This is a genomic window from Desulfobacteraceae bacterium, from assembly GCA_022340425.1.
Taxonomy (GTDB): domain Bacteria; phylum Desulfobacterota; class Desulfobacteria; order Desulfobacterales; family JAABRJ01; genus JAABRJ01.
Genome location: JAJDNY010000104.1, coordinates 1 through 12,059 on the forward strand (window position 1 = coordinate 1; position 12,059 = coordinate 12,059).

Annotated in this window: 14 protein-coding genes; 6 read left to right on the top strand and 8 right to left on the bottom strand. The window is 66.6% G+C overall.

The annotated features are described in order from the left end of the window. Positions 1-47: 47 nt before the first annotated feature. From LJE63_09245 to LJE63_09255, 3 genes are all read left to right on the top strand, one after another. The gene (locus tag LJE63_09245; protein ID MCG6906800.1) at positions 48-326 is read left to right on the top strand and encodes a hypothetical protein; all 279 of its coding nucleotides are present in this window, start codon (positions 48-50) and stop codon (positions 324-326) included. Positions 327-534: 208 nt separating this feature from the next. Beyond that, positions 535-1,134 (top strand): DUF2284 domain-containing protein, encoded by a 600-nt coding sequence (locus LJE63_09250; GenBank protein MCG6906801.1) that lies wholly within the window; start codon positions 535-537, stop codon positions 1,132-1,134. 193 nt (positions 1,135-1,327) lie between these two features. Continuing rightward, positions 1,328-2,800, top strand: a complete 1,473-nt coding sequence (locus LJE63_09255) for an AAA family ATPase (protein ID MCG6906802.1) — start codon at positions 1,328-1,330, stop codon at positions 2,798-2,800. Here the strand turns inward: LJE63_09255 and LJE63_09260 are convergent. The 7 genes from LJE63_09260 to LJE63_09290 are packed head-to-tail and all read right to left on the bottom strand — an operon-like array spanning position 2,791 to position 8,056. Further along, entirely contained in the window at positions 2,791-3,945 is a 1,155-nt protein-coding gene (locus tag LJE63_09260) for an aminotransferase class V-fold PLP-dependent enzyme (GenBank protein MCG6906803.1), read from the bottom strand. The genes LJE63_09255 and LJE63_09260 overlap by 10 nt on opposite strands. 25 nt (positions 3,946-3,970) lie before the next feature. Beyond that, complete coding sequence (locus LJE63_09265) at positions 3,971-4,525, bottom strand: rhodanese-like domain-containing protein (protein ID MCG6906804.1); 555 nt, start codon at positions 4,523-4,525, stop codon at positions 3,971-3,973. A 4-nt stretch (positions 4,526-4,529) separates the two neighbouring features. Continuing rightward, positions 4,530-4,994: a membrane protein insertion efficiency factor YidD gene (gene yidD, locus LJE63_09270; GenBank protein MCG6906805.1), complete on the bottom strand. Its 465-nt coding sequence runs from the start codon at positions 4,992-4,994 to the stop codon at positions 4,530-4,532. After that, positions 4,991-5,461 (bottom strand): transcriptional repressor, encoded by a 471-nt coding sequence (locus LJE63_09275; protein ID MCG6906806.1) that lies wholly within the window; start codon positions 5,459-5,461, stop codon positions 4,991-4,993. Before LJE63_09275 ends, yidD begins: the two co-directional genes overlap by 4 nt. Before the next feature lie 10 nt (positions 5,462-5,471). Next, positions 5,472-6,323, bottom strand: coding sequence for a metal ABC transporter permease (locus LJE63_09280; GenBank protein MCG6906807.1), 852 nt, complete (start codon positions 6,321-6,323; stop codon positions 5,472-5,474). Between the two features lie 9 nt (positions 6,324-6,332). Next, the gene (locus LJE63_09285; protein ID MCG6906808.1) at positions 6,333-7,151 is read right to left on the bottom strand and encodes an ABC transporter ATP-binding protein; all 819 of its coding nucleotides are present in this window, start codon (positions 7,149-7,151) and stop codon (positions 6,333-6,335) included. Further along, positions 7,148-8,056, bottom strand: coding sequence for a zinc ABC transporter substrate-binding protein (locus tag LJE63_09290; GenBank protein MCG6906809.1), 909 nt, complete (start codon positions 8,054-8,056; stop codon positions 7,148-7,150). Before LJE63_09290 ends, LJE63_09285 begins: the two co-directional genes overlap by 4 nt. 470 nt (positions 8,057-8,526) lie before the next feature. Between LJE63_09290 and LJE63_09295 the strand changes: the two genes are divergently transcribed. Continuing rightward, a complete protein-coding gene (locus LJE63_09295) occupies positions 8,527-9,729 on the top strand; it encodes a hypothetical protein (GenBank protein MCG6906810.1) in 1,203 nt (400 codons plus the stop codon). A gap of 68 nt (positions 9,730-9,797) precedes the next feature. Further along, complete coding sequence (locus tag LJE63_09300; GenBank protein ID MCG6906811.1) at positions 9,798-10,490, top strand: cytochrome b/b6 domain-containing protein; 693 nt, start codon at positions 9,798-9,800, stop codon at positions 10,488-10,490. 11 nt (positions 10,491-10,501) lie between these two features. Here LJE63_09300 and LJE63_09305 read toward each other — a convergent pair whose 3' ends face one another. Then, positions 10,502-11,308 (bottom strand): hypothetical protein, encoded by an 807-nt coding sequence (locus tag LJE63_09305; GenBank protein MCG6906812.1) that lies wholly within the window; start codon positions 11,306-11,308, stop codon positions 10,502-10,504. Between the two features lie 322 nt (positions 11,309-11,630). On the opposite strand from LJE63_09305, the gene LJE63_09310 reads away from it, so the two are divergent. After that, positions 11,631-12,059: HD domain-containing protein (locus LJE63_09310; protein ID MCG6906813.1), on the top strand; the 429-nt coding region annotated here is incomplete at its 3' end.

Here is a 12,059-nt window from a genome sequence, read left to right on the forward strand (position 1 = left end):
TTTTTATGGGCCGGTTGATGCAACCGCAACCAGAGGAGAGAACCCAAATGGGCACAAGTATTGATCTCAGCGGTGGTCTGCAGGATATCGAATCCATGTCAAAGCGCTATGCCACCAGCCACCGCCGCTATATGGCCGAGCTGAAGACCAACAACCTGGAACGCATTCAAAAAGCCCGACTGGACATGATTTCAGCCTTCAAGGAACTCCAACACCTCGCCGAGCAGGCCAAACAGCAGCTGATCCCCGGCCGTCGACCGTCAGCTTTGGGCTTGGCCGGCCGCTCCGGCTTCATGGCGGCCCATCTGCCCCAATTCAGCGTCTAAACTGCCACTATCCCCCAGCTGCGCCCATGAAGAACAGGTTTAGGCCCCCCCGAGCCAGCGGTGAGGCCACCAGCGGGTCGGGCCTGCGGTCGGGATCCCACGGGAGCGGACGGCCAGTCAACATCGCCGCCCCCGGAAGACCGGAAACCGAGGCCTTGATGACAATGGCGCGGATTGCCGCCCGACAAAAACCATGCGGTCAGGGACAATGACCGGCCTCCCGGCGGTCCTGCTCGGCGCCCTCAAGCGGCGCGCATGGGCACTGGGCGCCGCGGATGCCGTCATTCTGCCGGCCGCCGCGGTCTCGATCCAGGACCGGCTGGCGGCCTTCTGCCGCACCCCGCGCTGCCCGGCTTTCGGTCAAAGCCGCAACTGCCCGCCCCACAGCATCCGCCCGGACCAGCTGCGCAGCCGGATGAGCCGCTTTTCGCATGCCCTGGTCTTCAAGATCGACGTTCCCGCCGCCTTCCTGCTGACCGACGGTCACCACCCGGTCGCCCGCAGAATCCACATCATCGCAACGGCCCTGGAGCGCTATGCCCGGCGCCGGGGAGCCGCCCACTGCATGGCCTTCGGCGCGGGGTCCTGCAAGCCTCTTTTCTGCCCCAAATCAGCGGTTTGCCCGGCGCTGCGGGCGCCCTTCACCTGCCGCTACCCGCGCGCGGCCCGGCCGTCCCTTTCGGGGGCCGGGATCGACGCCTTCCGACTGGCCCGGGAGGCCGGCTGGCCGATACAACCCCTGACGGCCGCCAGCGCCCCCCAAAACGCCCCCGATGGGCTGCTGATGGGCCTGCTCTTGCTGGGCTGAACCGCCGTGCCCGATACGGGCCTGGCGACCGTCCAAGCCTCCGAAATTCGGTAAAATTCTATAGCATCGAACCACGCCGTCCGATACAGGGATAAGCTGCGCAGCGTCCACAGGCTGCACAAACAGGTCAGGGCCCCGGCGGAAGCTGCAAGGGTCGCGGCGCTGCCCCCCCTCAGCCGCTGAGAGCCGTAACATGTATCTTTCGCACTACCGCTTGGAGGCCAAACCGTTTCAAATCTGCCCGGACCCACGTTTTCTGTGGCTGGGTGAAAAGCACCTCAGGGCCTTGGGCACCCTGCAGACCGCGGTTGAAAGCGGCGGCGGCGTGCTGGTCCTGATCGGCGGGGTGGGCACGGGCAAAACCATGCTGATCAACGCCCTGGTCAACAGCCTGGGGGAGGGCTTCGTCACCGCCCGGGTCCCGGACCCGGGGATGGAAATCCTCGATTTCCTCAACTTCGCGGCCCACGATTTCGGTCTTTCGGGCACGTGCCCCGACAAGCGCGCTTTTGTCGCCGAATTCTCCCAGTTTCTGGACCAAACCGCCGCCGACGGCCGCCGCGCTCTGCTGATCGTCGACGAGGCTCAGCGCCTGCCACCGCTCCACCTGGGCGAACTCAACCGGCTGCTGCAGCCCGGTACCTCGCGCCCGCACTGGCCGCTGACGATCCTCTTTGTGGGTCAGGAGGAATTCCTGGAGGTGATCCAAAGCCCGCCCAACGCTTTCCTGCGCGGGCCATCCGCCACCCGCCACCACATCCAGCCACTGAACGAAAAAGAAACCGCCCTCTACGTCCAGCACCGCCTGCGGGTCGCCGGCGCCCGCCGGCCGATCTTCAGGCCCGACGCCATCCCGGTGATCCATACCTTCTCCCAGGGTCACCCGCGGTTGATCAACATCCTCGCGGACCTGGCCCTGTTGACCGGCTTCGTCAAGGAAAAGCAGGCCCTGGGGGCCGACCTGGTGGCGGCGGCGGCCGCAAAGCTGAGGAACCCCTTCGAGCAGGAAACCGCAGAGGACGGCGCGTCCCCGGCGGTGGGGAGACCAGCAGTGGAGGCGCCGACTTGTAAGCCGGACCTGGCGCCCGAGGCAACCATCGATGCGCCTCCCCCCGCGGCGCCCGGTCCGGCAGCGCCGCGCCTTGAGCTCAGCGTGCCGCTGCCGGAAACCATCGAGGCCCGCGAGGCCGAAACCCTGCGCTCGGTCATCGGCGATCTGCTCCGGGAGTATGCCGAGGAACTGGTGGAAACCTATGCCGGAGAGCTGACCCGGCAATGCGACGGCGGGGCATCGGAGGTCGGGGCCGGCCCCGCCGGCGATCGCGACGCCGATCTGGCGCTGCTCCAGCCGCTGTTGCCCGGCCGGCGCGCCGACCGGCGTCAAACGGCTTTCTACCTGGACGAAAAACGCCTGCACAAGCGCAAGCGGCTTTCTCTGGCGATCGACTACACGGTGGGCGACCGGGTGATCCGCGATTTTATCGACGATCTCAGCATCGGCGGGGTCTTCATCGAAACCCGCCAGCGCTTTTCGGTGGGGCAGGCGGTCACCATGACCTTTTCCCTGCCCCGCTCGCGGCGGCACTACAAGGTGGCCGGGGAGGTCATCCGGGTGGAGCGCATGGGAATCGCCGTCAGGTTCCGGGAGGAGATCGACTACGCCTGAGCCGCGGCTCCGCGCAGCTTGACCACCGCCGCGATCACCACCGCCGCCGCGCGCTCGATTTCAGCCGCGCTGGTCATCCGCCCGAGACTGAAGCGCAGGGTTCCCTTGGCCCATTCCAGCGGCAGCGCCATGGCCTCCAGCACGTGGGAGACCGCCACCGTGTCGGCATGGCAGGCCGCGCCGGCGGAGGCCGCCACCTCCAGGCCGATTTCCTCCAGGATGCGGTTGGCCTCGAGTCCTTTGAAGGAGACGCTGAGGGTGTTGGGCAGGCGCTTCACGGGGTGCCCGTTGCGGCGGACATCGTCGAGGCTAGCGAACAATAGCGCCTGCAGCCGGTCCCGCAGGGTCTGCAGGCGCGCCCGGTTGGCTTCCAGGTCCCGTGCGGCGAGTTCGCAGGCCTGGCCCAGCCCGACGATTTCAAGCACATTTTCGGTCCCGGCCCGCCGCCCGTTTTCCTGCCCCGCGCCGTGCAACAATTTTTCGAGACCCACCCCGCGGCGGATGTAAAGCGCCCCGACCCCCTTGGGGGCATAGAGCTTGTGGCCGGCAACGGAGAGCAGATCGACCCCCAGCGCCGCCACGTCCACCGGGATCTTGCCCACCGACTGGGCAGCATCCGAGTGCACCAGGATCCCCCGCGGACGCGCCAGGGCCGCCACCTCGGCCAGGGGTTGGATCGTGCCCACCTCGTTGTTGGCGTGCATCAGGGAGACCAGGATGGTGTCGGGCCGGATGGCGGCCGCGACCGCCGCCGGGTCCACCAGCCCCTGGCCGTCGACGGGCACAACGGTCACGGCGCCCCCCCGGGCCTCCAGGTGGCGGCAGACCGCCAGCACGGCCGGGTGTTCCACGGCGCTGGTGACGATGTGGCGGCCGCGGCCGCTCAACGCCGCCGCCACCCCCCGGATGGCATGGTTGTTGGACTCCGTTCCACCGCTGGTGAAGACCACCTCAGCGGGTGCGCAGCCCAAGAGCGCCGCCACCTGACGGCGGGCCTGCTCCACGGCGCGCTTGGGCCGGATACCGTACCAGTGGCTGCTGGAGGGATTGCCGAAGGCGTTCTCCAGAAACGGCCGCATGGCCGCGATCACCTCCGGGGCATGCGGGGTGGTGCCGTTGTAATCCAGATAGATGGGCTCTTTCATGTGATCGTCTTTCAGCCGGCGGCCCTCAGCGCCGCAGGCGGTCCCAGAAGCCGAAGGTGACCGACGTGTAACCCGCCGGGGGGTAATCCCATTTGGGGCCGTAAACGTGAATCCGGCGGGTCTCGCCCCCGCCGTCGTAAACCCGCCCACCTTCCAGCACCCAGGCCAGCAGGCCGCCCTTGAGATTGTAGACCGTGAGCCCCTGATCGGCCAAACGCGCGGCCAGCAGGCCGCTGCGGTAGCTGATGGTGCAGTAGACGATGACGGTCCGGTCGCCATAGCGCTCCGGGTTTTCCAGAAATTCGGCCTGTGAGACGGCCCCGGGCAGCATCGAGACCGCCATCTCCTCAGGCCGGCGGGTGTCCACGAAAAACGCCCTGCCCTCTTGGAACAGGCGCATGGCCTCGGCCGGCGAAAGTTCCTGAACACCGGGGAATTCCCGACGGTAGTCGGCGTACATCCCGTAGACGACCGCCTTCTTGGCCGCATCGCTCATGGCGCGCTGCCCGCGGGCCGGCCCGCAGAGCGCCAAAGCCGCCAGCAGCGCGCACCCCATCAGCAGCCTTGTCTTGCCCCTCATCGTTTCACCTCGCGCACCCACCCGGGGGGTACGGTCGAGACGGGTTCGGGGTTTCGCCCGGCCGGCCTTGCGGCGCCGGCCCCACGGGCCCCGCAGGGTTATCCTCGGCCGAGACCCACCAGAAATCGTTGGCCGAAAGCGGGTCCAGATACTTCACCCGGCCGTCCACAATCACCCGCGGCGACCAGCGCAGCCCATCGCGTCCGCAGCGCATCAGGCGATCCATGGTCATGGCCCACCCCACCGCCAGGCCGTGTTGGGCCACCGCCTGGCGGCTGTACTCGCTGCACGAGGGCACCATCGGGCAATCCCCGCGGCGCACCGCCGACAGATGATCCAGCGGACCCTGGTAAAATGTCAGGAGCGCCCCAAAGGGACCGGCCGCCGCGCCGCCCGTCGGGGGATCGCCGTGGGCGCAGGCCGCCAGCAGGCCCAGCGCCAGCAGGAGACCGCACCGCCGGAGGGTCACCTTGGGCCCCCTGCTGCGGGCGCCGCGGCCCCTTCTTCGGCCGTCAGGCAATCCCGGCAGACGCCGTCCACCCGGATCTGCAGGCCCTCGAATTTGCCCGGAAGCTTCCCCCGCAGGGCGACCCCCTCCAGCGGCAGGCAATCGGGGCTGAGACAGACCAGGCGGCCGCAAATCTTGCAGTAAAAATGGGCATGCCGCGGATGGTGCTCGCTGGGCGCCAGACCGTAAAAAAAGGTTCGCCCGCCGCCGCTCAAACGCTCCACCAGACCGTTTTCCACCAGCAGGTCGAGGATGCGGTAGACCGTCACCCGGTTGATCCGGCTGGTGCGCCGCAGGGCCGCGAAGATCTCCTGGGCGCTGGCCGGCGCATCGCTGCGGCCGACCGCCTGGAGCACCTTGAGGCGGTTGGGGGTGTAGCCCAAACCCGAGGACTTGAGGCCGCGGACGTAGTTGCACTGGTGGCACATGAAACCCCTTTCAGCGCCGCGGCGGCCCGCCGTTTTCCGCCGCCGGCGGCCGCTCGCGCCTGGTTTTGAGCCGCTCCCAGGCCAGGCAGGTGAAAAAGCCGGCCGCCGCCACCAGGATGATGGTCGCCCCGGAGGTGAGGTCGAAGCGGTAGGAAAGGTAAAGACCGGCCAGGGTGAAACCGCCGCTTAAAAGCCCCGCCAGCCCGATCATCTGCAGCAGGGAACGGGCGTATTTTTCGGCGATATAGGGCGGGATCGTCAACAGGGCGATCACCAGAATCAAGCCCACCACGCGGATGATGACCACCACCGAAACGGCGATCAGCGCGATCATCAGCAGGTAGAGCGGCCGCACCGGGACCCCGCGGATGCGGGCGAACTCCTCGTCGTAGGACATGGCCAGAAACTCCGGGTAGCGCCCCAGCACGATGACCAGGTTGAGGGCGGCAACGACCACCATCTGCCAGAGGGCTTGCCGCGGCACCGTCAGGATGCTGCCGAAGAGATAGCTCATCAGGTCGACGTTGTACCCCGGGGTCAGATCCAGCAGGATCACCCCGATGGCCATCCCCACCGCCCAGAGCACGCCGATGATGGTGTCCGCGCGGTGACGCGCATGCAGGGTCACCAGCGCCATCAGCATCGCGGCGGCCAGCGAAAACCCCAGGGTGCCCACCAGGTAGGGCCAGCCGAAGAAAAAGGCCAGCCCGATGCCGCCATAGGCCGCGTGGGCGATCCCACCGGAGAGAAAGACGATCCGGTTGACCACCACCAGCGAGCCGATCACGCCGCAGATGACGCTGGCCAGCAGCCCGGCGGCGAGGGCGTTGCGCATGAACTCGTACTGCAGCGCTTCCAGCATGGGCCGGCCTCAGTGCTCCTTGAAAACCCGGTGGGGCAGCCCGTGGGCGATGATCTCCACCGGGCAGCGGTACATGTCGATCATTTCACCGGTCATCTCGGCCTCGGCGTGGTGGTGCACGCCGCGGTTGACGCAGGCCACCGACTTCACGTAGCTGGAAACCGTCAGCAGGTCGTGGCTGACCAGCACGATGGTGATCCGCTGGTTGAGCTCCCGCAGCAGCCGGTAGAAATCCGCCTGGCCCTGGGGATCGATGCTGGCGGTGGGTTCGTCCAGAAAGAGGATCTCCGGTTGGCAGACCAGGGCCCGGGCGATAAACACCCGCTGCCGCTGGCCGCCGGAGAGCGCCCCGATCCGCCGGTCGCAGAAGGCGCCCATCCCCAGGCGGTTGAGGCACTCGTGGGCGGCCACCCGGTCGCGGCCCGCAGCCCTCCTCCAGCCCCCTCCGGGCTTCAGCCTTCCCATCAGGACCACGTCCAGGGCGGAGATTGGGAAATCGGTGTTGACATGCACATCCTGGGGGACGTAGCCGATGCGGTGGGACACCCGCTCGGGGGCCTGGCCGAAAATCCGGATGGTGCCGCTGCCGGGCGTCAGCAGCCCCAGCATGAGCTTCAAGAGGGTGGTCTTGCCCCCGCCGTTGGGGCCGATCATGGCCATGAAGTCACCGGCCGTGACGGTGAGATCCACGTTCTCCAGAACCGGCTGACCGTTATAAGCGAAACTGACCCCCTGGACCGCAATCACGGCCTCCAACGGGGGTTCGGCGGCCGACGGCCGGGCACCGGAAAAACCGGCGCTGCAGGTGCCGGACGGGTCCCCGGTCATCGCAGCGCTCCTCGGATTTGGGCGGCCTGCCGGCGCAGGTTGCCGGCCCAGTCGGGGGCCAGGGGGTCGGCGGGCAGCACCGCGCCGCCGATGGCCGCCGCAACGGTCGCCGCGCTCTGACCGGAAAACTGGGGCTGAACGAAAATCACCCGGATATCCCGGCTGCGCGCCGTTTCGATCAGCTCCTGGAGCTGGGCCGGCTTGGGGTCCTTGCCCTCGATTTCGATGGGGATCTGCTCCAGACCGTAGGCATCCGCAAAATAGCCCCAGGAGGGGTGAAAGACCATGAAGCCCATACCCTCGCGGCCGGCAAAGGTCTCGCGCAGCTCGCGGTCCAGATCGTCGATCTGCTGGGCAAAACGCCCCAGGCCGGCGTCGTAATCCGCCTGGTGGATCGGGTCCAGGGCCACCAGCGCGTCGCGGATGGCGCGGGCCTGAATCTTCACCAGGGGCGGGGAGAGCCACACGTGGGGGTCGAGGGCCCCGTGGGGGCCCGCATCGTGGTGGTGATCGTGATCGGCATCCCCTTCGTGGGCATGGGCAGCCATCGGCCGCTTGAGGATTTCGGCCGCGGTGTCCACCACCCGCATTTGCGGGTTGGCGGCCTGGATGCGCGGCAGCCAAGCGGCTTCAAACGGCACCCCCACCGCGAAATACGCCTTTGCGGCGGCCAGCGCCGCCATCTGCCGCGGCTTGGGCTCGTAGGTGGCGGGGCTGGCGCCGGGGGCCACCATCACCGAGACCGCCACATGGCCACCGCCCACCTGTTCAACGAAATACTTCTGGGGCAGGATGCTGACAAAAACCGGGAGGGCCTCGCCGGCGGAGGCCGGGACCACCTCCCCAAAGATCCGGAGTACGATCAAAAATCCGATCAGTCGCCATCCCCTGTGTCGCAGTGTCATCCGTTTCTCCTTCGCCGCCCTTTCAAGAACCCGGATTTCAGCGTTTTGGCTCGGTTTGCAAAGACGGCCCGCCATCAATCGCCGCCAACTCCGCTGCCGCCGTCCCTATCAGATCCAAAAGCCGAATGCAATCCAATTGCATTTTTTGAAGACCGCCTTTATAAAATATGCCAAACGATAATTGCCGGGCCGTTAAAAGGCGCCGCCAGCGGCCCGACTGCCCCCACCGGGTTGGGCCGACACATGGGCAAGAGGATGCCGCCGTCTTCGGGCGTTTTTTTCAACCAACGCCCGGTTTTTGGGGAAAATCGCATCGTCCCGGCCTGGCGGGTATTGGAAAGCCGCTTCGAAGAGGGTATAGTGAACCGCGAAGATCGGCACCGTTTGGAACACCCATCACAAAAAAACCCCGAATCGCCATGACGACACCATCCGCTTCCGCCTGCCCTGTCCCCGAGAAGGCCCGCGTTTTGGAAACGCTGAAGCGGGCCGGCTTCAACGTGCCCGACTTCATCTACATCCCGGCCGCGGACCTGCGGGCCAAAAATTTCACCGCCCTGCAGGAGTTCCTGGCCACCCACCGCGGCAGCTTCAAGATCATCGCCCGCAGCGCCCACCCCCAGGAGGAATTTTTCAAGGGCGGCACCTTCGACTCCCTGGAAACCTATGCCGACGTGGGCGGGGTGGTCTACGCCTGGAAACGCATGATCAATTTCGCCACCAGCGCCAAGCGGCTTTCCATCCTGCGGCAGCAGAAGTTCAACCGCGCACCCCAGATCGACCCTAAGGAAATGGGGGTCATCGTGATGCCGTTTATCAACGGCTCCAACGTCATGGCCAAGATCATCGGCGGCACCTGGGAATACGGCTACTGCCGCGACCGGGTCCACAAGATCAAAAGCGAGCCCTACATCACCCGCACACCCCACGACCGCCGGCTGCAGGACCTCTCCCAGAAGATCCAGGAGCATCTCGGCTTTCGCTGCGAGATCGAGTACATCGTTTCCGAGGACTCCGATATTCACGTGGTGCAGGCCAAGGACATCTCGCGGGTGGAGGTCCTCGAGCAGAAGGAAAGCGAGCGCAGCATCCAGCTGGACGGCATCCGCCGCATCCGCAAGCGCCGCAACTACCGCGAACGCCCCATCTACGTGATGGACAACATGGCGCTTTACCTCGCTATCGTCGGCCTGTGCGAGGATATCGTCAACGCCGGCCACCCCATCGAAGCGGGCCTGGAGGAGATCCGCGGTCTCATCCGGAGCTGCGAAACCACGCTGGAGGATTTTGCCCTGCGCCATGAGCGCTTCGCGGTCCTGGGGCTGTCCATCGAGGTCCCCGAGGACCTCTACCAGGTGGCCAACCATTACCTGGACGACAGCCCGGAGCACCAGAAAGCGCTATCCCGCCTGCTGCTCGACAACCGCTACCAGATCGACTTTTTTCTCTCCGAGGCCGACACCCTGATCGCCAAGGACAAGATCCGCATCAATCTCTGCGGCCATGACGCCTACGGCATCGACACGGTGCGCAACCCGCTGTGGTCGGTCTACTGGGAAATCGAACGCCACGACCGCATCGTCCAGGAGTTCAAGCGCATCGGTTTTAAAACCGGTGATTTCGTCTGCATCCACATCGACGCCAACGACAAGCCCACCGTCTGCCGGCATTAAACCGCAGCCGCTTGCACCAGCACACGGCGGGGTGCGCTTCAGGCGGGGGCACCAAGGGAGCAGCGAACATGCAGAAACCCGTCCGGAATGACGCCAAATCAGGCGAAGCCGCCCAGCCGGTAAAGGTCTGGGACCTTCCCACGCGGCTCTTTCACTGGCTGCTGGCGGCCCTGGTGGCCGCCTCGTTTGTGACCGGCAGGATCGGCGGCACCGCCATGAGCTACCACGAGCAAAGCGGCCTGGCGATCCTGGTGCTGCTGCTCTTCCGGCTGGTCTGGGGACTGTGCGGCAGCCGCTCAGCGCGGTTTGCCGCCTTCCTCGAAGGTCCGCGGGCGGTTCTGGGCTACGCCCGGACGCTGCTGGGCCCCGATACCCCCCGCCACCTGGGGCACAACCCCCTGGGCGGCTGGTCGGTCATCGCCATGCTGGCAGTTCTGCTCTTTCAGGCGGGAACGGGTCTTTTCGCCAACGACGACATCCTGACCGAAGGCCCGCTCTATTCCTGGGTGGGAAAAGCCACCAGCGACGCCCTGACCCGCAGCCACCTCTTCAACCGCCAGATCATCGTCGTGCTGGTCGGGCTGCACCTGGGGGCGGTTCTTTTTCACTGGGCGGTCAAGGGCGAGAACCTGATCAAACCGATGATCACCGGGGTTAAAAACTGGGAAGGCGCGGCCGCGTCGCCGGCGGACGGTCCCACCTGGCTGGCCGCCGTAATAGCGCTTCTGGCGGCCGGGGCCGTTTACCTGCTGGTGGGCTGAGGGGACAGCCGCTAACCGGCGGCCAAAAGCGCGTCGCGCAGCGCCTGGAGGGCGGCGGCGTGGTTTGAAAATATCCAGTCGACCCCACGGTTCAGCTCACGGAAGAGACAGTTGCGGGATGCCACGAAGCCGGTGCCGGTTCCCTGGGCGGCCTGCCGGTGCCGCCGGATCAGGCGGTCGCTGAGCATCACGTAGTGGCCGGTGAGGCCGCCGTAGCGGCGCTCCAGGGCGAGCCGGCTCACACCCCCCAGGGGCCCCTGCCCCACGGGCAGAAAGGTTTGCGGCGGGGCGACCTCGAAGGTATCGAAAACCGCCGCCGTCAGGGACAGAAAATGATAGTCGCGCCCGGGGGTCAGGGCGGCCAGTTCCTCGGCCAGGCGGCGGCGCTGATTTGGTGCGTCCGGAAACAGCTCCTGCTTCAGGTCGATCATCAGGTGCAGGCGCCGACCACAGGCGGCCACCACCTCCGCCAGCGTCGGCACCAGCGGGGCGCGTGCGCGCAGCCCGGCAAAGGTCAGCGCCGCCACCCGCAGGGGCAGCCCAAACACCCGGCGCAGGTCCGGGTCGTGGATCACCACCGGCACCAGGTCGCGGGTCCAGCGGATGTCCAGCTCGATCCCCCACACCCCGCACGAGCGCGCGGCTTTAAATGCCGCCAGGGTGTTTTCGGGCACCCCGCGGTTGTCGTGCTGGCCGCGGTGGGCTATGATTTTACAGCGACGCAAGCGCTCACGCCCGGGGAAAGGCTGGGGGCGGCGGCGATAAATCGCGTCCACCACGCGGTGAAAGGCGGGTTCCAGGCGGGATAATAGATTCATCGCTTGCCAAGGGGTTGACAGTTCCGTAAAAAACCCAATTTCCGCCTTGCGCTGCACCTCGAAGTCGCTGCGGCGTAAATAAATACGCCTCACGCCGCTGAGATTTGCGCGCCGTAACTCGGCTTTTTTACGAAGCTGTCTGGTTTTTGACTTTTTACCGTTTCATCAAGGGGTTGGGGGCGAAGAGTGGCTGGCTGCTTTCAGCCTCAAACAACCTCAGCATAGCGCCGATTAGCGGTTGACGCAATGGGCAGCCGCATGGCCGACCCCATCGTCGCGGTCAGCGGCCCACAACCGCCCGGGCCTTGTCTTGGAGGTCACCATGAAAACCGCAAACCTGCATGTCACACTCTGGGATCTGGTCGGCCCCCTGGCCAGGACCTTCGACCTGATGAGCCCGGCCCTGGCCGAGCACAGCCTGCGGGTGGCCTACCTTGCCCTGCGGCTGGCCGAGGAGATGGAGCTTGACGCGGATGCCTGCCGCGAGGTCTGTCTCGCCGGCGCGCTGCACGATATCGGGGCCTTTTCACTGTACGAGCGCCTGGACCTGCTGGCCTTCGAGGAGACCCGGCCGATGCAGCACGCGGAGGCCGGCTACCTGCTGCTCAGAGAGTTCGCGCCGTTTCGGGAGGTGGCCGGGATGGTGCGCTTCCACCACCTGGCCTGGGACCACGGGGCGGGGGAAACCCACGAAGGCCGACCGGTGCCGCGAGGCAGCCACCTGCTGCACCTGGCCGACCGGGTGGCGGTG